Annotated in this window: 18 protein-coding genes and 1 tRNA gene; 13 read left to right on the top strand and 6 right to left on the bottom strand. The window is 41.5% G+C overall.

Annotated features, from left to right (window positions below):
- Positions 1-72 precede the first annotated feature (72 nt).
- Positions 73-558, bottom strand: a complete 486-nt coding sequence (locus PR834_RS06365; RefSeq protein WP_226617105.1) for a LysR substrate-binding domain-containing protein — start codon at positions 556-558, stop codon at positions 73-75.
- Positions 559-852: 294 nt separating this feature from the next.
- Here PR834_RS06365 and PR834_RS06360 point away from each other — a divergent pair.
- The 4 genes from PR834_RS06360 to PR834_RS06345 all read left to right on the top strand — a co-directional run bounded on the left by PR834_RS06360 (position 853) and on the right by PR834_RS06345 (position 3,468).
- Positions 853-928: transfer RNA gene (locus PR834_RS06360), tRNA-Asn, on the top strand.
- A gap of 212 nt (positions 929-1,140) precedes the next feature.
- Positions 1,141-2,190, top strand: a complete 1,050-nt coding sequence (pyrC, locus tag PR834_RS06355; RefSeq protein WP_272536529.1) for a dihydroorotase — start codon at positions 1,141-1,143, stop codon at positions 2,188-2,190.
- Positions 2,191-2,410: 220 nt separating this feature from the next.
- Entirely contained in the window at positions 2,411-2,665 is a 255-nt protein-coding gene (bssS, locus tag PR834_RS06350) for a biofilm formation regulator BssS (protein ID WP_004255804.1), read from the top strand.
- A gap of 209 nt (positions 2,666-2,874) precedes the next feature.
- The gene (locus PR834_RS06345; RefSeq protein WP_153673605.1) at positions 2,875-3,468 is read left to right on the top strand and encodes a LuxR C-terminal-related transcriptional regulator; all 594 of its coding nucleotides are present in this window, start codon (positions 2,875-2,877) and stop codon (positions 3,466-3,468) included.
- 144 nt (positions 3,469-3,612) lie between these two features.
- On the opposite strand, the gene PR834_RS06340 is transcribed toward PR834_RS06345, so the two are convergent.
- On the bottom strand, positions 3,613-4,071 hold the full coding sequence (locus PR834_RS06340; RefSeq protein ID WP_036957864.1) for an Hsp20 family protein: 459 nt from the start codon (positions 4,069-4,071) through the stop codon (positions 3,613-3,615).
- Positions 4,072-4,399: 328 nt separating this feature from the next.
- Positions 4,400-5,446 (bottom strand): oxygen-dependent tRNA uridine(34) hydroxylase TrhO, encoded by a 1,047-nt coding sequence (trhO, locus tag PR834_RS06335; protein ID WP_004255839.1) that lies wholly within the window; start codon positions 5,444-5,446, stop codon positions 4,400-4,402.
- Between the two features lie 255 nt (positions 5,447-5,701).
- Here trhO and PR834_RS06330 point away from each other — a divergent pair, with 255 nt between their 5' ends.
- Both PR834_RS06330 and PR834_RS06325 read left to right on the top strand, forming a co-directional pair.
- A complete protein-coding gene (locus PR834_RS06330; RefSeq protein ID WP_094960764.1) occupies positions 5,702-6,337 on the top strand; it encodes a DUF1007 family protein in 636 nt (211 codons plus the stop codon).
- Complete coding sequence (locus tag PR834_RS06325) at positions 6,328-7,335, top strand: nickel/cobalt transporter (protein ID WP_232368731.1); 1,008 nt, start codon at positions 6,328-6,330, stop codon at positions 7,333-7,335. Before PR834_RS06330 ends, PR834_RS06325 begins: the two co-directional genes overlap by 10 nt.
- A 168-nt stretch (positions 7,336-7,503) precedes the next feature.
- Here PR834_RS06325 and ttrA read toward each other — a convergent pair whose 3' ends face one another.
- Genes ttrA through ttrB form a run of 3 tightly spaced genes read right to left on the bottom strand, consistent with a single transcriptional unit; the run spans position 7,504 to position 12,336 of the window.
- Complete coding sequence (ttrA, locus tag PR834_RS06320) at positions 7,504-10,578, bottom strand: tetrathionate reductase subunit TtrA (protein ID WP_004255849.1); 3,075 nt, start codon at positions 10,576-10,578, stop codon at positions 7,504-7,506.
- Complete coding sequence (gene ttrC / locus PR834_RS06315; RefSeq protein ID WP_419555466.1) at positions 10,571-11,617, bottom strand: tetrathionate reductase subunit TtrC; 1,047 nt, start codon at positions 11,615-11,617, stop codon at positions 10,571-10,573. The genes ttrA and ttrC overlap by 8 nt, the downstream gene beginning before the upstream one ends.
- The gene (gene ttrB, locus PR834_RS06310) at positions 11,599-12,336 is read right to left on the bottom strand and encodes a tetrathionate reductase subunit TtrB (protein ID WP_036957869.1); all 738 of its coding nucleotides are present in this window, start codon (positions 12,334-12,336) and stop codon (positions 11,599-11,601) included. The genes ttrC and ttrB overlap by 19 nt, the downstream gene beginning before the upstream one ends.
- Before the next feature lie 254 nt (positions 12,337-12,590).
- Between ttrB and ttrS the strand changes: the two genes are divergently transcribed.
- The 7 genes from ttrS to PR834_RS06275 all read left to right on the top strand — a co-directional run bounded on the left by ttrS (position 12,591) and on the right by PR834_RS06275 (position 22,041).
- Positions 12,591-14,348 carry a tetrathionate respiration histidine kinase TtrS gene (ttrS, locus tag PR834_RS06305; RefSeq protein ID WP_036957871.1) on the top strand — a complete coding sequence of 586 codons (1,758 nt, stop codon included), beginning with the start codon at positions 12,591-12,593 and terminating at the stop codon, positions 14,346-14,348.
- 125 nt (positions 14,349-14,473) lie between these two features.
- The gene (ttrR, locus tag PR834_RS06300; RefSeq protein ID WP_004255863.1) at positions 14,474-15,070 is read left to right on the top strand and encodes a tetrathionate respiration response regulator TtrR; all 597 of its coding nucleotides are present in this window, start codon (positions 14,474-14,476) and stop codon (positions 15,068-15,070) included.
- A 58-nt stretch (positions 15,071-15,128) separates the two neighbouring features.
- Positions 15,129-16,073, top strand: coding sequence for a Kdo(2)-lipid IV(A) acyltransferase (locus PR834_RS06295; protein ID WP_262960473.1), 945 nt, complete (start codon positions 15,129-15,131; stop codon positions 16,071-16,073).
- A 193-nt stretch (positions 16,074-16,266) separates the two neighbouring features.
- On the top strand, positions 16,267-17,493 hold the full coding sequence (gene mdtG, locus PR834_RS06290) for a multidrug efflux MFS transporter MdtG (RefSeq protein ID WP_004255869.1): 1,227 nt from the start codon (positions 16,267-16,269) through the stop codon (positions 17,491-17,493).
- 383 nt (positions 17,494-17,876) lie between these two features.
- On the top strand, positions 17,877-19,406 hold the full coding sequence (locus PR834_RS06285; RefSeq protein WP_004255871.1) for a peptide MFS transporter: 1,530 nt from the start codon (positions 17,877-17,879) through the stop codon (positions 19,404-19,406).
- A gap of 153 nt (positions 19,407-19,559) precedes the next feature.
- Positions 19,560-20,348, top strand: coding sequence for a PhzF family phenazine biosynthesis protein (locus PR834_RS06280; protein ID WP_272536528.1), 789 nt, complete (start codon positions 19,560-19,562; stop codon positions 20,346-20,348).
- 274 nt (positions 20,349-20,622) lie between these two features.
- Positions 20,623-22,041 (top strand): NAD(P)/FAD-dependent oxidoreductase, encoded by a 1,419-nt coding sequence (locus PR834_RS06275; RefSeq protein WP_004255876.1) that lies wholly within the window; start codon positions 20,623-20,625, stop codon positions 22,039-22,041.
- The last annotated feature ends 44 nt before the right edge of the window (positions 22,042-22,085 follow it).

The following is a 22,085-nucleotide window of genomic DNA, read 5'->3' as shown; positions in this document are numbered from 1 at the left end:
ACCTAAAAATCACTCTTCTTAGCATTACTTTACTTACGGCAAATACAAGAGTTCCCACCATAAAATAAATACTTATTCTTTCTCTAGAAAAAATTGTTTAATCGTCTGGCGTAACCATTGATGCGCAGGGTCCCTATCTAACCTTGGGTGCCATGCTTGCACGATAAATATAGGCACCAATCCCAAAGGAAGTTCAATTTCAACCAATGGCAAATTAACACTCTTTACCCCTTGCAGCACATGACGAGGGAGCGGCAAAATATAGTCAGAGTTCATAGTTAACATCATGGCTGAATGAAAACTAGGTAAAGTCAATGCAACATTACGCTGTAATTGAAGGTCGCGTAATGCGTCATCAATTGGCCCCAATGTACGCCCTCGGCGCGATACGCTAATATGTGGGTAATGCGTTAAGCTTTCAGGCGTCACCTGCCCGATAATTGGATGCTCTGGGCGAACTAATGCCTGAAAAGTACTATTAAATAAGCTCTGAGCCTTAATTTCAGGGTGCCAGTCTCGAGAGGAACCGATAACCAAATCCACCTTGCCACTGCGCAAGGAATCATCTTCAGTATCACTTTCCGCGATAAAAATTAAACTACTTTATATCCATCCATGACTTAGTAGTGATTAACTACGATTAACCTCTAAACTTGAAATAATATACCGCTCATCAACTCAGATTTGTCTCAGTCTTTTCGTTAGTGTATGGCCTTGATTAATCACCACTACTCTATTTTCGATCAAACTTCCGACAGTTCGCACAGATAACAGGCAAACAAACAATTTTTTCGATATTCTCCTTTGACAATGCGGTGAGAGAAAGCTAATATCCTCTGCGTACCAAGGAGTTCCTCCATAGTTCAGTCGGTAGAACGGCGGACTGTTAATCCGTATGTCGCTGGTTCGAGTCCAGCTGGAGGAGCCAAAATTTAGAAAAACCTGCTTAAGGAAACTTAAGCAGGTTTTTTGCTATTGAACGAACTAAATAAGCCACCTATTTACGTTATTTGCGCGATCTATCCCTGAAATAGGCTATAATCGTGATTTCTCATAGCTATTTTTTTACTTTACCTTTATCATTCTATTCCGGCTTGAGCACTCGCTCATCATTCACTCTTCCCCTATGGAGCCGGTTTAATGTCAACTGTAACTACCCTAACGATCCGCCGCCCTGATGATTGGCATGTTCATTTTCGCGATGATGATATGTTAAAAACGGTCGTTCCCTATACCAGTGAATTTTTTGGCCGTGCAATTGTCATGCCGAATTTAGTGCCACCAGTCACAACGATTGAAGCCGCAAAAGCTTATCGTGAACGCATCCTAAAAGCGGTTCCAGAAGGGCATCAATTTACCCCTTTAATGACCTGCTACCTTACTGATAGCACAGATCCTGTTGAAGTGGTTCGTGGCTTTAACGAAGGGGTATTTACTGCCTGTAAACTCTACCCGGCTAATGCAACAACAAACTCGAGTCATGGCGTATCTGATATTAAAAAAATTTATCCCGTATTAGCTGCGATGGAACAAGCAGGAATGCCATTGCTGGTCCATGGTGAAGTCACCGCAAGCCATATCGATATTTTTGACCGCGAAGCGTTGTTTATTGAGCAAGTTATGTCGCCATTACGGGCACAGTTTCCAAAACTCAAAGTCGTTTTTGAACATATAACCACCAAAGAAGCGGCTCAATATGTCCAAGAAGCAAATGAATTCACCGCAGCAACTTTAACACCTCAACATTTGATGTTTAACCGTAACCATATGTTAGTTGGTGGTATAAGGCCGCACTTATTTTGCTTGCCTATTTTGAAACGTAATGTACACCAAGAAGCATTACGTGCAGCCGTTGCTTCAGGTTGTGACCGTTTCTTCCTTGGTACCGACACCGCACCACATATACAATCACGTAAAGAGTCTTCCTGTGGTTGTGCTGGGGTCTTTAATGCTCCCACTGCATTAGCGGCTTACGCGACTGTTTTTGAAGAGCTTGGTGCTTTGGCACATTTCGAAGCTTTTTGTTCACTAAATGGTCCTAAATTCTATAACTTATCCGTAAATGAAGGAACCATTACGCTAACTAAAGAACAAAATATTACTTGCGAATCGATTGATTGCTGTAATGATAAATTAGTTCCTTTCTTAGCAGGGGAAGATGCTCGCTGGAGTGTCGCTCTGGGTCAGTAGTTTATACACCAATGGGAAGTTCAAAATGCTTCCCATTCTATTTTTACAATCCTTATTATCTGTTTTATGCATTTTCTGCTATATAAACAAAAAAAATGTTTTATTTGCTTTCTTATTAGCGAAATCTCCTTATACTAAAAGTGGACTCATCACGAGGTCATTGCTCTTAGTCAGTTATAGATATTTATTATTTATCACGATGTTTGATTAGGAGGTTTATATGAATAAAAAAAATGATGTCATTCAAACCCACCCAGTAGTTGGCTGGGACATCAGCACAGTCGATGATTACGACGCTATGATGTTGCGTTTGCACTACCTCCCCGAGCAAGATAAACACACAGGTGATGCTATTGTGGATAAAACCATGTGGCTAACGACTGATGTGGCTAAACAACTTATTCATATTCTCCAAGCAGGCGTAGACAAGATAGAATCAGGGGAATATGTTGAGTTTGATTTTAAAACACACTAGGAAAATAAATGGATATTAGTGCCACTAATATCCATTTAATTTATTCATCTATATAGATAACTATATGTCTTTATATAATTATCTTATTAATTAATTACTAATTAGCAATTTCAAATAAGAACACTATTTATTGTTTTTATTAATCCTTGGTTGACTTCTCTATCAATTCCAATTTATTGTAAGCCATCTTCTTGAACAAGGATGTTCCAATGCGAATATTAGTTATTGATGAATGTTATTATACACGTCTTGGCATTACAGAATATTTATCTAAAAATAAAAAGCTCGAATTTATTAGTACAGGATGTATAAAAGAAGCCATTGGTTTTATGAACACAAACCTACCAAGCATTATACTGGTGAATCTAACCTACTATTGTAATTACTCTGATTACTGCCCTACTCTACAGCAGTTATTAAGTAATACTAATAATGCACGCTTTTATATTTATATTAATGCTCCTTATCCGCAAACAAACAACCCATTATTATTAAAGGATAATTACTTCATTCTATCAAAAAGCATTATTATTCAAACGCTTGATAAAGTTATTCGTGACCATGAACAAATAGAAAAAATCACCAAACTTGCTAATAATATTGAGTCATCTATTTTCACGATTAAAGAACAAAATATTATTAATAACTGGATGAATGAGACACCCAATCATATTATTTCTCGAAAACTAGGAATTAGCAATAGTACTGTCTATTCACAGAAAAGACATATCGCATCTAAAGTTTTCGTCAAAAATAGAATTGAGTTATTTTTTATATATAATGTATTTAAATATTTATATTAAAAATGTTTTAATTTAAATCGACTAAAACAAAACTAAAAGGCCTGACTCCGTTTGAATAACGAAATCAGGCCTTACAAACCGGTCAGCAAAAGTGTCCAATTTTATAAAGTCACTCTAACTGCTGACGAGTCATAAATTTTAGTTCTATGATTTTATATCTTTATTTTCAATAGCGATAACTCGAGGTTTTTCTTCATCCGGGATTTCATATTCAATATCCAGAGTTAGTAAACCACTAGATAACTCAGCACTTTCTATCTTCACATTTTTACCGAGATTAAATTCAAGGGAAAACTTATTTTGCGTTATTCCTTGATGGATCCATTTCTCAGAATCATTAACTAATTCTGCTGATTGCTCACCTTGAACATACAATTTCCCGCCTTTTAGGGATACGCTTAAGTCCTCTTCCTTATAACCTGGAACACTAACCGTTAATTGATAGCTTGTTTCATTTATTTGTTTTAAATTATACGGATGCTCTGAAGTTAAAGGCCTATTACCTGTTAGCTGGCTAAACAAACGATCCATTTGGTCAAATCTGTTAGAAAGTAAGCTATCGGATAATGTTGGGAATAATGAAAAAGATCTAATGTTAGACATAATTTCTCCTTCAATATTTTTATATCAAACTAAACACATACGACTATGCACCATTACCTGTGTACCTAGTATGGGATAACGCTCTTTCTTGGTGCAATTCTTATATAGTGCCAGTTACGCGTATTTCAAGTCCTAAATTACACTTCTTTACAAAATGGCGTTACCTGCTGTAAACCATAAACAAATACCCCATGAATTTCATACGAAATGTATGGGGTATAAGCAACGTAATGACATCGAATGAAATAAATTTTTTATTTCAATTAATTTTATCTTGCTCTAATCAGCCCTAATTACAGGGCTTTCTTATTATAGAGAACATCAATAATTAGTTATCTTTATTTAATAATCCATCGGATAAACGGTGACGTGACTTATTAAAGATTTTATTACTGACTTCGCGACCTGCACGGCGTGCGCGTTGTTCTTGCTCTGGAAGTTTCATTTCTTCAGTGCAAGACGAACTGCAGCAACCTTCGTACTTTTCTGCACAGCTAGGGCATTGGATAAACAGCAAGTGACAGCCATCGTTACGGCAATTGGTGTGTGTATCACAAGGTGCACCACATTGGTGGCATTGTGCTAATGTGTCTTCTGTAATACGCTCTCCCATTCGGTTGTCAAAAACAAAGTTTTTCCCTTTAAACCTCAAAGGCAACCCTTGTTCCTTCGCCTTACGCGCGTATTCAATAATCCCACCTTCAACATGGTAAACATTTTTAAAGCCATTATGTAGCATATAAGCACTGGCTTTTTCACAACGGATCCCACCAGTACAATACATTACGACATTTTTGTCTTTTTGCTCTTGCAGCATTTCCACCGCCATTGGCAGTTGCTCTCTAAATGTATCTGAAGGTATTTCAATCGCGTTATCAAAACGCCCTACTTCGTACTCATAATGATTTCGCATATCAACGAAAACAGTATTTGGGTCATCAATCATTTCATTCACTTCGTGAGCTTTTAGATATTGACCTGTATTTGCAGGGTTAAATGTTTCGTCCTCAATACCATCAGCCACCACGCGCTCACGGACTTTCATACGCAGGACCCAGAACGATTTACCGTCATCATCAATCGCAATATTTAAACGTAAGTTATCTAATGCGGGGTCTGTTGCATAAATAAGTTCGCGCAATGCGCCCACATTAGATTCCGGCACACTGATTTGCGCGTTAATACCTTCTTTTGCAATATAAACACGTCCAAAAACGCTTAATGCTTTAAATTGTTGGTACCATTGATTACGAAATTCGTTTGGGTCTTGGATATTAAAATACTTATAAAAAGAGATAGTGGTGCGCGGCTCAACTTCTGCCAACATACGTTCTTTTAATATTTTATTTGAAATTTGGTTATGTAACACTGGCATGGTGTTCTTAATCCTATTTAACTCATTGATAATATTTTAATTTAAATAAATTCAGGCGAGCTGCCACCCTATTTAAATCTTGGTGAGTATTATCCCTCTTATTATGTTAATAAAAAACCCTTTATTTGTAGGGTTATCGTGATAAAAGTATTAACCAATCGTTTTAGGTTGAATTTTAAATCACTACGAGATATTTTAGTTTGCATTTCGTTATGTTATAACATTTTTTTTTGATAAACCAATTTAGCTGACTGAATGATGCGATTTTTTCCTTTCTATTTTCTATTTCTGTTTATGGTTGCTCCACAAGTAGCGGCACACCCTCATAGTTTTATTGAAATGCAAATTTCCCTTGAAAGTAAACAAGATAAATACTCAGGGATTAGCTATGTTTGGAAAATGGATCCAATGACATCAGCGGATATCGCGTATGAATTAAAAGGCATTAAACCGGATGACCCGCGTTGGAAACAGCAAGAAGCTATTATTATGGCGAATGTATTGATGCAAGATTATTTCACTGATTTTTATTATCAGGGGAAGAAAGTCAGTTTTAAACGTATTCCTGATAGCTACCATTTAGAAAAAGATGGCTTTTCTTTAGTTTTCTTCTTTACCGCTTCATTTATGCAACCCCTGCCTATAGCAGGTTCCCATGTGGAAATTCAAACTTACGACCCAACATTCTACGTCAGCATGACTTACCAAAATAAACAGCAAGTTAACCTACCTTTAGATATTGCAGCAAATTGCCAGATGGAACTACAAGAAGCAAATGTGACCGATTCAATGCGCGCCTACGCTTTCTCTTTAGACAAAAGTGATAGCCCAGAAGAAGATTTGGCACTTGGCAAACAATTTGCACAACGGGTTGATATTCAATGTCCATAATGCCTTTACGTACGCAAAGACTAATAATTACTGCGCTGTTTATGGGGCTTATAACCTATGCCGCTTGGCAGCTATACACCCACTGGGGATCATGGTTACAACTTAGCCTAGCTTGGCAAAAACAGTTAAACCAAGGGCTATCTTACCTATTGCAAGAAACCACCTCTCGCCCATGGTATGCAGGTGGGTTACTGGTAGTTGCCAGTTTTGCGTATGGTTTTTTGCATGCCCTTGGGCCGGGGCATGGCAAATTAATTATTACCACTTATATTGCCACCCAAGCGACTCATTTAAAACAGAGTGTTATCATTAGTTTACTTGCCTCTCTCTTACAAGGGCTTGTTGCGATTACTTTAGTTTCCTTAGTCTTGATCCTATTCCAACTCTCTACTAAGCATCTCAACCAAACCAGTTTATATGCAGAGCAAACGAGTTATCTATTTGTCATTTTGCTGGGTAGCTATTTATGCATCAGCGCATTGCGTCGTGGCTGGTCAATCCGCAAATCAAGACACTTGGCACCACTCAAGATAAAAAGCATTCAACCACTGAATTCATCAACGAGAGCAATAAGTAAAACAAAAGCCCATAGCCACTCAGACAACTGTGGTTGTGGACACCAACACGTTATCCAGTCCCATCAATTGCAATCCAGTTTTAAAAGTAAGCTATTGATTATCCTATCTATGGGTATCCGCCCTTGCTCCGGTGCAATTCTTGTATTGCTGTTTTCTTATGTCATTGAGGTATATGTGTGGGGGGTTATCGCTGCCTTAGCAATGGCAATGGGGACTGCATTAACTATTTGTTTAATAGCTATTTTTGTTCATTTAATGCGTGATAATGCGGTTCGCGTATCACGCTTAAAAGGAAAGTCATTTTCCCCATATTGGGCAATCACACTGAAAATTTTGGCAGGTATTTTATTTATTTTGATGGGGATTTTGATGCTACAAAGCATCGGCTTAGAACAGTCGGTTTCGCCACTCTTGCGATAAACCATTAAAAAAGGGAGGGCTCCCCCTCCCAGGCATTTGCCGAAGTCACGGTGTGGTAGCACACCGTTTTATGCGCAATGTCAACTGCTTACTACTTATTGCCAACTACCAGATGGCTAATGGTGAAGCTATGCAGGTCCCCACCACTAGCCATCCTTACTACTTCATTTAACCAATTAACTCAATGCGAGCAGGTAAGCCTTGGCGTACCGATGCCCCCGAAACCCAATCTAACCACGTGTTAGCGACTTCACGTGTTGGGTCAGCAAACCCAAGGTCATTTAAGTTAATTCCTGAACCATTTGCCGCATTCATTGGCATAGGTTGGCCATCCAGATAATGCTGTTTCGCTCCCATCTCGGTATGCCCATAGCCATGCTCAATCGCAAGCACTCCAGGCATTACGCCATCAAGTACGCTTACTTGGGCTTCAGCATGCCCCCCCGGTGTGGTGATCCTAATCCAATCTCCATGTTTTACCCCCATTTTCGCTGCATCATCGGGGTGGATAGCAACAAGATTCGTCGGTTTCACATGGCGGAGCCGTTCAATAACGGTGGTTGAGCTGCTCATCACATGGGATTTAAATGACATCAGCTTCAGCGGCCACTCTTTTTCTGGGAATACTGCATTCACATCATCCCCATTCGCCATACGAGGCGGGTAATACGTCGGGCAACCGCTATAACGTTCACCGGTTATGGCATGGCGATTAACGGCCACCGTTGGGTTCCAAATTTGTAAGCCTTTTTTCCATTGAGGACCTGTTGCATCGCCATCCCACGCTTTTTCATAAGGCGCAAAACGGCCACCTCGTGTGAAAATATAGGCAACACGGCGAACTTCCTCTGGTTTTAAAGTCCGTGTAATAGCCGGTAAAATACGCTCCACGCCACTGATTTGGATATCTTCTGTTGCGGCTTCAGGGACTGGTTTCTCCCCTAACCACGCCATATTTGCAGCAACTCTTAAGTAATAGTCTTCCGCTGTATTGAGTGAATGCATGTTGCCATCCATATCCTCAATCACGTTATCGCCAAAGCCGGGTAAATTAAGTTCTTTCGCTACAGCAATACAGAAACTCTCCATCGAAACTGGCTGGCCGTCCGCTGTTTTCGCAGTACGTGACTCAACAATCGGCCAACGTGCTGTGCTGGCTTTGACCTGCACGCCAGACCATGGTGCACTAAACCCCCAACTTTCGAAGTTATGGGTATCTGGCACAATGTAATCTGCCAATGCCGTGGTTTCATTCATAAAGGCATCAATACCAATAATCAGCGGCAGGTGTTTAGGGTCTTTCAGTTTTTCTTCCATCACCTGACGAATACCTGCAATACCATATACAGGGTTAGTCATATTGGTGATCCACGCTTTCAGTGCGTAGGGGTATCCCATCAAGGCAGATGCTAACTGCTCTGTTAATTGACCTTTAGCAAACGGGTACCAAGGGGCTTTTGCTGGGTATGGATTTTCACCCGCTGCCTGACGTGCTTTGAACTCATCTGATTTTTCATACACTTCATTACTGCGCGACAGCACCACACCTTTAGGTTTCACTTTGCCTTTATAGCTGGCAATTTTATAACGCGGCCCATCGTTTTCCCCATTGAATTTACCACCACCAACAGAGACTCCGCCTTTCAAGTTCAAGTTACCAATCAATGCGTTAAGCATGATAACTGACCATGCAGTGTAGAAACCATTACCCCCCATCATACCGCCATGAGAGATGACGGCGGCTTTTCTATCATAAGAAGTTAATGCTTTACCCAACGATTCAATCGTTTTCACTGGAACATGGCAACGCTGACTGTATTCTTCTAAAGTCATACGATTTGCCGCTTCTTTTAAACACTGGAAGCTAGATTTAACGGTCACTTCACTGCCATCGTGCAAGGTGACTTGGCGTGTCACAAAGAGCTCGGCCGTAGGCGTTTCATCAGCCAGTTTTAATTCACCCGCAGCATCTTGCACTAAATAAGCTTTCTCATTGTCACCTTCCCCTGTGATATAAGAAGAAATTAACAATTTACCTGCTAATGGGTGGTTATCATCCGTGATCACTAAATGTGTTGAGTTAGTCCAGCTTTTCTCCCCCACGGCTTCCATGGATTTCTCACTTGGCACACTGAGGTATTTTGCGTTGTAACGGTTATTTTCAATGATCCAGCGGATCATCCCCATCACCAATGCCGCATCCGTACCCGGTTGCACAGGAACCCAATGACCGTGGTCATTCGCTAAAGTGGTTGTTAATGGTAATGCAGGTGATACCACCACATAGTTAAATGAATCACGTAAACGCGCTGTGGCTAACTGGCGGCCTTGGCGCTTAAATGGGTTACCTGATTGTGCAGGTGATGTCCCTAGGAATAGCGCGAAACGGACATTATCCCAATCGGGTTTAACGTGGGCATTTTTGTCCAAATCATCCATTAATGCACCGGAACCCGCACGGTAAGCCAGTCCACAATAAGAACCGTGAGCACCGAAGTTTTTACTGCCAAAGGCATTTTGTGCAAAGCGACGGATAAAGCCATCACGACCGTCATCACCTGCGTTGGTCACTAATAATTGGTTAGCTTTTGGCCCCAATTTAGGTTGAGATGGGTCTAAAGGCGTTTCTAAGTCACGGATCGCCCGTAAGCCATCCACATGCCCCTCACCAAATAAATCGCCCCCTTCAACCACTTCTTTAATCAGTTGTTCAAAACTGATGCGCTCCCATTTACCTTCGCCGCGTTTACCCACACGTTTCATCGGCTCAAGGATACGCAATGGGCTCGTTAAACCTTCCATTAACGTCGCACCACGAGCACAGGCTGTTGAACGGTGTTCAAGGCCTGATTCTCCACTCATTTTATTAAATGCCGTTTTCAATGGCATTCCATAAGGAAAGTGCTCTTCATGGGAAAGTGGATGATAAGGGTTCCCCGCGATACGCAATACTTCATTTTTTGCTGTATCGACGCGAGCACGAATACCACACTGGGTCCAACAACCAAAACACTGGGTCATCGCAACCACTTGTTCTGGGTTTTCTTGCCAGCCTTTCAGTGCCTGCCCTTCAGGGCGTAAAGAGTTTCCATTAAGCCTATCAAGAGTGACTTTACCTGACGTACCATTAACCAGACCATCGACTGCACGTTTGGCAACATCACGGTAGCTTGCACCAAATAATGCGATACCACCGACAACCAAACCACCTTTAAGCCATTGACGTCTTGAGAATTTAGCCATGTTGCACTCTCCTCGCAAACCAGCGAACACCTTCACGAACAATAATTGTTAATGCAATCCATAAACCGAATGTACCGACGATAGCCAATAATCCATCTGTTCCCAGTGGGAAATGGTATGGGTTCGCGATAATGTTATATTTTGGAACCGCTTGAACTTCCATCAGGAAAATCCAACGTAATGACCAAGCAAAAGCCATTGAAATTAAAGCTAGAACAGTAATGTATGGAACGGAACGAGTCGCTTTTAAATTACTGACGGACATTGCGAAAGTGATTAACCACAGTGCACAAACCCCCATTAGCATCCACCAGCCTGGGCTTGCAGTATCTAACTGTTGGCGTACTGCAATACCTGAAGTGGTGTCACCTGATAACCACAACGCAAAGCACACCGCAAACAATAATAATGTCACAACTTGAAAACGCGCTAAGCGGTTTTGATATTGAGGTTCACGGCGAGCGCCTAAACCAACCAGTGCTGGTAATGCTTGCAGAGCACTAAGGAACATCAATACCGGTATCCACCAGCTAAACCAAATTGGACGCGCGTTTAACACTGAGGCTTCACGGCCGGTATATAACAATAAACCGATAGCTGAAAGTGCGGCCAACAAGGCAACCCAACGCGTTGCTTTGAATTCTTTTTTCCAAATCAGCTTCACCACTAATGCGACAAAATATAAACCAATAAATGTGGTAAATAATGGTAGTAATACAGAGCCCCACCACATCCAAGACCATATTGTTGGATGAGCGTAAAAATGCCATACCCTTGCGGTTTGGTGTAAATCTGCGGTTAGTGCTAACGGCGCGGTGATCCCCATCGTGATAGCAATAAATACAGCGATCATTTCTAAGCGGCTGTTTTCAGGTTTGTTTCTCCAATGAAGATAGCACGCGTACAGAACCGCACAAGACGCAATCCCAATGAAGAAGAAATATTGTACCGCCCAAGGAAGCCAAAAGAATTCTTGTGGCTGAGCCATTATTTCTGAAATATAAGTCACTTGGCCATTCATCAGAACACCTCCTGCCATAATGCGGGCTGCCCTTTGCCTTGCAGCGGTTGCACGAATGCGTCATCTAAACCTATATAGAAAACTTGTGGTAATGTGCCACTTTCCGGTTTGAGTACTTTTATTTCAGCCTCGTGCTCTGTCAGCATTTTACGAATAGTACTGTTCGGGTCTTTTAAATCCCCAATAATGCGCGCACCACCGACACAGGATTCAACACAAGCAGGTAATAAACCCACTTCTAAGCGATGAGCACAGAATGTGCATTTATCTGCAGTTTGCGTAGAGTGGTTGATAAAGCGAGCATCATATGGGCAGGCTTGCACACAATAAGCACACCCAACACAGCGTTCGTTATCAACGACAACAATACCGTCTTCACGTTGGAAAGTCGCTTGAACTGGACATACAGGTACACAAGGAGGGTTATCACAGTGGTTACATAAACGGGGTAACAGTACGTTGGTAAACCCTTCTTCACCTTTCACTGCGACTTGATATTGATTCACTGTCGTTCTAAATTGACCTTGTGGGGTTTGGTTTTCAACCGAACAGCTTACCGTGCAAGATTGACAACCGATACAACGGCGCAAATCAATCAACATTCCATAGCGTTTTTCTGGATTGCCTTCTCGACGTGTCGGGGAAAAATTGAGCCCTGCTTCTGCAATGGGAATCAACGATGCCCCCGCAGTTACGGCTCCAATTTGTTGTAGAAATTTTCGTTTACTCAGATCCATAATTGGCTCCAGTATTGACATTGCTAATGCGAAAATAAAAGTTATTAATCAATATGTTATTTGTATTACATGCGTTATTGACAATGGGTACAGTCTCGTTAAGATAACCACTGAAATTGTTATTTCTCTTTAAACCCGATGGGTTATCTTGATAAAGCTTGTAGTGCCATTGTAAGAAGAGTGGAGCCACTGCCCTATTGTGGTTTACCACATACCCGTAGCTAAATTGATCTAACGCAACGAATAACTCAAATATGTTAAAAAAATCGTCTAGACCGTTGTATCACATACTGTTAATCATGCTACTGACGTGGTCTTTGCCAGCAATTTCGGCCCAGTGGACTATCGGGGTATTGGCCTTACGTGGCCCCAGTTCAACCCAATCTCATTGGCAGCCTTTGATTGATACACTCAATGAGTCGATTCCTGGGGAGCGTTTTACGTTACAACCTCTCAATTTAGATGAGATGAAAGAGGCGATTTCCAATCGCAAGATAGATTTTTTGTTGACGAATCCTGCCCAATTTATTCAGTTAGATAACCGCTATCATTTACGTTGGTTGCTCTCCCTTCGCTCAGACGTGGAGCCCAACAGCACAACGCGTAATGTTATTGGCAGCTTGATATTAGTTCGAAAAGACAGTGATATTTCAGAAGTTAAAAACCTAATAGGCAAGAAAGTCGGAGCAATTTCACCAGATGCTTTTGGTGGCTATTTGTTAGGTTACAAAGTGTTGAGGGATATGGGCTACGACGCTGCCAAAGACTTTAAGATGCAATTTTTAGGCTTCCCTGCAGATGCATTATTATACGCACTGCGTGATGATTCATTATCCGCAGCTATAGTTCCTGTCTGTTTATTAGAAAACATGCATAGCGAAGGGTTGATTGATAAAACACAATTTCGCCCATTGATTCAACATCCAAGCTCTCTCTCTTGTTTAACTAGCACAGAACTGTATCCAAATTGGTCTTTTGCCGCCTTAAGTGAAGTGCCGGACAATTTAGTCGACAAAGTCACCAAGACATTATTATCAACAGATAAAGCCGCTATGCGTTGGGGAGCTCCCGCGTCGGTGACTCAAGTCGAAACCTTACTCAGAGACGTTAACCAACATCCGCAACAGCGCCAAATCTGGCAGGATATCGTCAGTTGGACCATTCAAAACCAAATCACTATCAGCCTTGTTGCATTATTTTTTGTATTACTTGGGATAAATCATGTTTGGATTGCCTTTTTGGTGAGACGTCGCAGCCGTCAATTAGAAGAAGCGCATAATCGCTTGCGAGAGCAAGAAGCCAATTTACAAAAGGCACAACGGTTAAATATTTTAGGTGAAATGGCATCCGGGTTTGCCCATGAATTGAACCAACCGCTGTCTGCAATCCGCCATTATGCCCAAGGGTGTATTCTACGCCTGACTAAAGAGTCTGAAAGCCACCCATTAATTAGCGCATTAACTAAAATCGACGACCAAGCTCAACGTGGAGCCGATATCATTCGCAATTTGCGTCTCTGGGCGGGTAAACCAAGCCATGACCCCGCAATCACATTGAGCCAGCAATCGGTTAAACAGGCTATTAATCATATTTGGCAATTATTGCGTGCAGACCAGCACTACCCCAATTCGAGGTTAATTTTACCTGAAACCCCTGACGTCTCCCTGATGTTGCCAGACACGTTACTAGAACAATTACTTTCTAATTTAATCAGTAACAGTTTGCAAGCAGGGGCAACCCTACTGCGTTTCGAGTTTCATTTTTCGCAGCAACATTTTTTACTTGTTTTACAGGACAATGCTGGAGGGATGCCTGCGGGTCAATTAGAGCAAGGTATCACGCCATTTGCGACAACTAAAAAAGAAGGTTTAGGGTTAGGTTTAGTGATCTGCCAGCGTTTGATACAAAGCCAAGGCGGAGACATTCGTATCGAAAATAACCTAAGTGATGATGGGTTACATGGCTTAATGGTCACTCTTATTTTCAATTATCACAATAAAATCGTAGATTAAGCATGTTTTGCCACGTAATTGATAACATTCACATTAACTATATGTGACAATGGCTTTATTGCGATAATCAATGCTCATTATATAAAGCACCTTATTTGTCACCCTCTACACGACGAGGTATATGTATGCCAGTAATCCATCTCGTGGATGATGACCCCGATGTGACGGATGCCTGCCAATTCTTACTAGAAACATTGGGCTATAGCGTTACCGTTTGGAATGACAGTGAAACATTTATCCAAAATGCGGCATTACACCAAGAAGGTGTGGTGTTATTGGATATGCGCATGCCTAAATTAGATGGACGACAAGTTCACCAATACCTTAGGGAACAACACAGTACATTGGCTGTGATATTTTTGTCTGGCCATGGCGATATCCCGATGGCGGTGGAACAAGTGAAACTTGGCGCTGTTGATTTTCTACAAAAACCCATTGATAGCCAACAACTTGCTAAGACCTTAGAACAAGCTCAATCACAAACCACCAAAGCCACTGAAGGGCATTTAATTAAGCAGCGCTATGAAACGCTCACCCCTCGTGAAAAAGATATCTGTGGTTATGTGTTGCAAGGCTTAATTAACCGTGAGATTGCTGAGGCAACCTGTGTTTCTGTACGCACCGTTGAGGTTCATCGCTCTCGCGTCATGGAAAAAATGGCGGTTCGTAACTTAGCTGAGTTAATGAGCACCATGCAGGCAATTAACGCTTTAAACGAATAATTTGATATAGTTTAATCATGCCTTTTTATTAATTTGTGACTAATATATTCGGATAACAATGATACTAGCTCCAAAATTTCAAAAACGGTTTTTCCACCCTCGTTACTGGCTAACTTGGCTAGGCATTGGCGTGTTATATCTTCTTGTATTATTGCCTTATCCTCTCATTTATTGGATGGGAACGCGTTTAGGGTTATTTTCTAAACGCTTTTTGAAAAAACGGGTGAAAGTCGCAGAGCGAAATTTGCAATTATGTTTTCCAGACATGAGTGAGCAAGAACGGCAACGCTGTGTTGACAAAAACTTTGAATCTGTCGGCATGGGCTTATTTGAAACGGGCATGGCTTGGTTTTGGCCTGATTGGCGCGTTCGTCGCTGGGTCAAAGTCATTGGGGAAGAAAATGCTGTTGCTGCCCGCCAAACAGGTAGAGGCATTATCGCGCTTGGTGTTCATTTTTTAACCTTGGAAATGGGTGCGCGTGCCTTTGGCATGTTAAATCCGGGCATTGGTGTATATCGCGCCAATGATAATGACCTCCTTGATTGGCTACAAACCCGTGGGCGGTTACGTTCCAACAAATATATGTTGGATCGCAAAGATATGAAAGGCATGGTTCGTGACTTAAAAAATGGGGAAATTTTATGGTATGCCCCCGACCATGATTACGGCCCACGCAATAGTACATTTGCGCCTTTGTTCGCCGTAAAAGATGCAGCGACAACCAATGGCTCGCAAATTATTTTACGTCTGGCTTCCCCTTTAGTGGTGCCTTTTACACCAAGACGTTTACCTGCGGGTAAAGGTTATGAATTAATCATTCAACCTGCCATTGATGATTTCCCAATTGAAGATAATGTGGCTACCGCAACCATGATGAACCAAGTTATTGAAAAAGAAATCCTCAGAGCACCAGAACAATATATGTGGCTACATCGTCGTTTTAAAACGCGTCCTGAAGGGGAGCCTTCGTTATACGGGGATTTAGACAAAATCCATCATTAATTATTAACGTAATCAGATAAATTATAGCGCGGTTTTTCAACTGTTTTTTATGATGCTTTTCTTACTGTTTTTCATACTGTTTTTCCTAAATAGTCGGGTCTACAGCTAGGCGGGAAAATGAAGACATCCCAAAGAGCGTACATTAGGCAAATGAAGCCAACAACGCTGTAGAACTGAACATAACGGGAAAATTATGACGGGAAAAACAGAGTATTGGAAACGTAACCTATACGTCGTGTGGTTCGGCTGTTTTTTAACAGGTGCCGCCTTTAGCCTGATCATGCCTTTTCTCCCCCTCTATATTGAAGAACTAGGCGTTAAAGACCATGCCTCTTTGAACCTATGGACAGGGGCAGTTTTTAGTATCACCTTCTTATTTTCCGCGATTGCTGCGCCATTTTGGGGTCGATTATCCGATCGTAAAGGCCGTAAACTCATGCTGCTGCGTTCAGCACTAGGGATGGCTATCGTGATGGTGCTTATTGGTTTTGCACAAAATATTTGGCAGCTCTTAGCCTTAAGAGCCATATTAGGTTTATTGGGGGGTTTTGTTCCCAATGCTAACGCGCTGATTGCAACTCAAGTTCCCGTGAAAAAAAGTGGTTGGGCTATGGGTGTCCTCGCTACTGGTGCAGTAAGTGGCGCACTTATTGGCCCACTCATTGGCGGTTTTCTTGCTGACCAGTATGGCTTACGTCCCGTCTTTTTTATTACCGCAACGGTGCTGTTTATCTGCTTTTTTGTCACGCTTTTTTATGTCAGAGAACGCTTCACGCCTGTTTCTCGCAAAGATGCATTAACGAGCAAACAAGTTTTTGCCTCTTTACGTAATAAAAATTTAGTTATCAGCCTCTTTTTTACCACCATGATTATTCAAGCTGCTATGGGCTCAATCAACCCTGTCATCACGCTTTATGTACGTGACTTATCTGATTCCCTTGAAAACTTGGCCTTTGTCAGTGGTGTGATAGCTTCCATTCCTGGTGTTGCGGCTTTAATCAGTGCGCCCATGTTAGGTAAACTCAGTGACCGAATAGGCCCTGAAAAAGTTTTACTCGCCGTGCTGGGAGCATCTATTTTTGTATTATTCCCAATGGGGCTGGTAAGTAGTTATTGGGAGCTAGGCTTTCTCCGATTTATGCTTGGGGCTCTGAATGCTGCGCTATTACCCGCAGTACAAACGTTAATTATCTATAATATTTCCCATCAAGTAACGGGACGTATTTTCAGCTATAACCAAGCATTGCGAGATGTTGGGAATGTGACAGGGCCATTGATGGGGTCGTTTGTCGCTGCAACTTACGGTTTCAGAGCCGTATTCTTTTTCACCGCTGCGTTAGTTCTCTTCAACTTAATTTATTCATGGTTAGTCATCAGGCGCCAATCCGATGGCCTGCGAGCCTCCCCTACCGACCAATAAGCTTCTTGCTATTTTTTGTACAAAAACCTGATGATTTATAAGCTTTATTGCCTTACTTTCCTTAAAATCAAATTTTAATACACCTAACCACTTGATTTTAAATAACTTAATCGATTCAAAATTCTTTCTTTTATTGTCAACTAAAATCCTGTATCTTCCCCTAGCTTATCGTGAGAAATGAGAGTTATATCGACTTTTCACCTTAAAAACACACCTTTTACAATAAATTCATTCTGTATATAGGTGATTCTATAATAATGTATGTTAAAAATATGTTTCATATATTCATGTTAACATATCAATAACAATTGGCACTCAGGCGCACGGCTTGGTGTTTTATATCATGCACAACCTCTCAAGAGAGTATTTATGGGAGTTCACAGATGAATAATTCTGCGACTAAAACAAAAACTTTTTTTGGGCATCCATACCCATTGAGTTCGCTTTTCCTCACAGAAATGTGGGAACGCTTCTCTTTTTACGGAGTTAGACCGTTACTTATCTTATTTATGAGTGCGGCATTATTACAAGGCGGAATGGAATTACCTATTGAACAAGCTTCGGCTATCGTCGGTATTTTCGCTGGAGGGGTTTATATCACCTCGTTACCGGGTGGTTGGTTAGCCGATAACTGGTTAGGCCAACGCCGCGCCGTTTGGTACGGCTCATTAATTATTGCGTTTGGCCATTTATCCATCGCAATGTCTGCGTTTTTATCAAATACTTTCTTTTTCGTCGGCTTATTGCTCATCGTATTAGGTACAGGGTTATTTAAAACCTGTATTACCGTGATGGTAGGAACCCTGTATAAGAAAGAAGATACACGCCGTGATGGCGGTTTCTCCCTGTTCTATATGGGTATCAATATGGGGTCATTTATTGCCCCGTTAATTATTGGCCCACTTCATGAAAAATATGGGTGGCATTTAGGTTTTGGCCTTGGTGGTTTAGGAATGTTAATTGCCCTGTTAATTTTCCGCTTTTACGCCATTCCTCAAATGCGCCGTTATGATAAAGAAGTTGGCCTTGATTCTACTTGGAACCGTCCAACGGTTGAGCGCAAAAACGTGGGGAAATGGGTTACCTTTGCTATGGTGCTATTAGCCATACTGGTTATCTTGATTGATAATGGTACGATCCCATTTAATGCCTCAATAATTGCGAAAAGTTCTGCTTATGTTATCTCGACCTGTGTGGGCATCTATTTCTTATTTATGTTCTTCCTTGGCGGTTTAAACAGCAGCGAGCGTTCTCGTTTACTGGCATGCTTGATTTTACTGATTGCAGCCGCATTCTTCTGGTCAGCCTTTGAGCAAAAACCCACTTCATTTAATATCTTTGCTCGGGACTATACTGACCGCCAAATGGGGAGTTTTGAAATTCCAACCATTTGGTTCCAATCAATCAATGCCTTGTTCATTATATTGTTAGCCCCAGTATTTAGCTGGTTCTGGCCTTCGTTGGCTAAACGCAATATGAACCCAAGCAGTATGACCAAGTTCGTGATTGGTATCTTATTTGCTGCGGGCGGCTTTGCTATCATGATGGTGGCAGCAAACCAAGTACTCGCAACCCAAAGTGGCGTTTCACCTTTCTGGTTAGTTGGCAGTATCTTATTGCTGACGTTAGGAGAACTGTGCTTAAGCCCTATCGGGTTAGCAACCATGACCTTGCTCGCACCACAAAAAATGCGCGGCCAAGTGATGGGGTTATGGTTCTGTGCTAGCGCATTGGGTAACCTTGCAGCTGGTATCATGGGGGGTAACATTCGCAAAGACCAATTAGATTCGATGCCTGAGCTATTCTCCCACGTCTCTATTGCACTGGTAATCTGTGCGGTCGTATTAGCAGCGTTAATTATCCCTGTTAGAAAAATGCTTAAAAATGCAGACAAAAATGAAGCTAATGCTTAATAGCGCTGATTAATTGTCTTCTATCCGGTAGCAGCCCACACGCTACCGGATCCTCTGCATCATTCCCCACTTAATAGTTTGCTTATTATTTCTGATAAAATAGGCGCTATACTGCTCTCTCATCATCCCATAATGACTTTAGGAAATCATACAATGAGCCTTTCCGCCCCTATTTACTATGTTGATGCTTTTACAGATACCCTTTTTCGCGGTAACCCAGCAGCGATTGTATTACTCGATAACTGGTTACCAGATGAACAGCTCATTGCCATTGCCGCAGAGGTTAACTTGTCAGAAACCGCATTTTTAGTCGGCCATCATATTCGCTGGTTCACCCCTAAAGTTGAAGTAACACTCTGTGGCCATGCAACACTTGCCGCTGCTTTTGTGTTAAATCAAGTGCTCCAGCAAGACATTCATCCTTTAACATTTAATTCTCTGTCGGGTGACCTCGTTGTGACACAGAATGCACAAGGATTTACACTTGATTTTCCAATTCTTGAATCCGAACAAAGTCATCCAAACCATTACCCACACCTCGTCGATATCCTTGGTGTCAAAATCAAAGATCTTTGGATAGCAAAAGACCGTTATCTGTGTTTTCTTGAAAGTGCAGAGCACGTTCAAAACTGTCAGCCAGACATGTTAAAACTTGCGCAGCTTTCTCTACCCGGGTTAGCAATTACAGCAGAAAGTGCTAATAGCGATTGTGACTTTGTTTCTCGTTACTTTGCTCCCGCCAAAGGGGTTGACGAAGACCCTGTAACAGGCACCTCACATTGTGCCATTGCTCCAATATGGGCCAAACAGCTGAATAAATCGCAGTTAATAGGCCAACAGATTTCATCGCGCGGAGGGGTAGTTCAATGTGAGCTAACCTCTGACCGAGTAAAATTAACAGGTAAAGCCGTTTTATTTTTAACAGGCCAAATCCACATTTAAATCTTACAAGTCAAAGAGATAGGTGCAAAACTATTTATTTTCCTATCTGTTTCTCTATCCGAATTCTACCAGCGCCATTATTTTTCTCGAAATATTGGCGTCCATTCCTTATCTAAAAATAAATTTTTTTAACATTTAAACAAATCTTTTAATTTCAGCTCAATTTGGTTTACAATTATAATTATTATTAAAGATATAATTACAATTATAAACATTTCTAATTGAAGCTTTGGTCAATTGTTAAAAACTCATTCGATATAAGGAACTTAATAAGATGGCTATAACTAGAAGAAAATTTTTGATTGGCGGTGGTGTTGTTGCCGTTGCTGCAGGGGCTGGAATTTTAACTCCAATGTTAACTCGTGAAGGTCGATTTGTTCCTGGTAAGCCACGACATGGCTTTGTTGCAGGAACTGAAGGCCCTCTACCACAGCAAGCTGACGTCGTTGTTATTGGTGCTGGAATTCTGGGGATCATGACCGCAATTGAGCTGGTTGGACGTGGTTTAGATGTTGTTATTGTTGAAAAAGGTAACATCGCAGGCGAGCAATCATCCCGCTTCTACGGCCAAGTTATCACTTATAAAATGCCAGATGAAACCTTCTTACTCCACCACTTAGGCAAACAACGTTGGAGAGAGATGAACGCGAAAGTCGGTGCAGATACAAGCTACCGTACTCAAGGCCGCGTTGAAGTGCCATTCGATGAAGAAGATCTTGTCAATGTTAGAGAGTGGATTGATACTCGCAGTAAAAATGTCGGTTCAGATATTCCATTCAAAACACGCATTATCGAAGGTGCTGAACTCAACCAACGTTTAAACGGTGCACAGTCTAAATGGACAATCGCAGGTTTTGAAGAAGACTCTGGTAGCTTAGATGCTGAAATTGCAACCTTCGTCATGGCTGATTACGCGAAAAAATTAGGAATAAAAATTTATACTAACTGTGCAGCAAGAGGTTTAGAAACTCAAGCAGGCGTAATTTCTGATGTCGTCACCGAGAAAGGGCCTATCAAGACCTCACGTGTTGTTGTGGCTGGTGGCGTCTGGTCAAGGCTGTTTATGCAAAACTTAGGTGTGGATGTCCCAACATTACCGGCTTATCAATCTCAACAACTGATCACCGGTTCACCAACTGCACCGGGGGGTAACGTTGCTTTACCGGGTAATATTTTCTTCCGTGAACAAGCAGATGGTACCTATGCAACATCCCCTCGTGTGATTGTTGCACCGGTTGTTAAAGACTCCTTCGTCTATGGCTATAAATACATTCCACTGCTATCTATGCCTGATTTCCCTGTGCATATTTCATTAAATGAACAATTAATTAATTCATTTACTGAGCCAACAAGCTGGAAACTGGATGAAGTTTCACCATTTGAAAAACACAGAAATATGACGGCATTACCTGATTTACCAGAGCTGAATGCATCATTTGAGAAATTAAAAACAGAATTCCCTGCATTTAAGGACTCTAAACTGATTGACCAATGGAGTGGTGCTATGGCCATCGCACCAGATGAGCACCCAATCATTTCTCAAGTCAATGAATATCCTGGTCTAGTTATCAATACTGCCACAGGCTGGGGGATGACCGAAAGCCCAGTTTCTTCCGAGCTCACAGCTGACTTGCTATTAGGCAAAGAACCCTCACTGAATGTGAAACCATTTAGTCTGTACAGATTTAGTTAATACATGTTTGTAAAATTTGCTCACAAAAACCCTTCTATATGAAG

This window comes from Providencia sp. PROV182 (genome assembly GCF_028480325.1).
GTDB lineage: Bacteria > Pseudomonadota > Gammaproteobacteria > Enterobacterales > Enterobacteriaceae > Providencia > Providencia hangzhouensis.
Note: the sequence above shows the minus strand (reverse complement) of the source record. Positions and strands in the feature narration are given on the sequence as shown.

What these genes read in the sequence shown, in the direction of transcription:
- PR834_RS06330 (WP_094960764.1), top strand. Translation starts at nt 5,702, where the DNA reads ATGATGCGATTTTTTCCTTTCTATTTTCTATTTCTGTTTATGGTTGCT.
- PR834_RS06285 (WP_004255871.1), top strand. Translation starts at nt 17,877, where the DNA reads ATGAATAATTCTGCGACTAAAACAAAAACTTTTTTTGGGCATCCATAC.
- bssS (WP_004255804.1), top strand. Translation starts at nt 2,411, where the DNA reads ATGAATAAAAAAAATGATGTCATTCAAACCCACCCAGTAGTTGGCTGG.
- ttrS (WP_036957871.1), top strand. Translation starts at nt 12,591, where the DNA reads ATGTTAAAAAAATCGTCTAGACCGTTGTATCACATACTGTTAATCATG.
- trhO (WP_004255839.1), bottom strand. Translation starts at nt 5,446, where the DNA reads ATGCCAGTGTTACATAACCAAATTTCAAATAAAATATTAAAAGAACGT.
- ttrA (WP_004255849.1), bottom strand. Translation starts at nt 10,578, where the DNA reads ATGGCTAAATTCTCAAGACGTCAATGGCTTAAAGGTGGTTTGGTTGTC.
- PR834_RS06345 (WP_153673605.1), top strand. Translation starts at nt 2,875, where the DNA reads ATGCGAATATTAGTTATTGATGAATGTTATTATACACGTCTTGGCATT.
- mdtG (WP_004255869.1), top strand. Translation starts at nt 16,267, where the DNA reads ATGACGGGAAAAACAGAGTATTGGAAACGTAACCTATACGTCGTGTGG.
- PR834_RS06275 (WP_004255876.1), top strand. Translation starts at nt 20,623, where the DNA reads ATGGCTATAACTAGAAGAAAATTTTTGATTGGCGGTGGTGTTGTTGCC.
- PR834_RS06325 (WP_232368731.1), top strand. Translation starts at nt 6,328, where the DNA reads ATGTCCATAATGCCTTTACGTACGCAAAGACTAATAATTACTGCGCTG.
- PR834_RS06280 (WP_272536528.1), top strand. Translation starts at nt 19,560, where the DNA reads ATGAGCCTTTCCGCCCCTATTTACTATGTTGATGCTTTTACAGATACC.
- PR834_RS06295 (WP_262960473.1), top strand. Translation starts at nt 15,129, where the DNA reads ATGATACTAGCTCCAAAATTTCAAAAACGGTTTTTCCACCCTCGTTAC.
- PR834_RS06340 (WP_036957864.1), bottom strand. Translation starts at nt 4,071, where the DNA reads ATGTCTAACATTAGATCTTTTTCATTATTCCCAACATTATCCGATAGC.
- ttrB (WP_036957869.1), bottom strand. Translation starts at nt 12,336, where the DNA reads ATGGATCTGAGTAAACGAAAATTTCTACAACAAATTGGAGCCGTAACT.
- pyrC (WP_272536529.1), top strand. Translation starts at nt 1,141, where the DNA reads ATGTCAACTGTAACTACCCTAACGATCCGCCGCCCTGATGATTGGCAT.
- ttrC (WP_419555466.1), bottom strand. Translation starts at nt 11,617, where the DNA reads ATGGCAGGAGGTGTTCTGATGAATGGCCAAGTGACTTATATTTCAGAA.
- ttrR (WP_004255863.1), top strand. Translation starts at nt 14,474, where the DNA reads ATGCCAGTAATCCATCTCGTGGATGATGACCCCGATGTGACGGATGCC.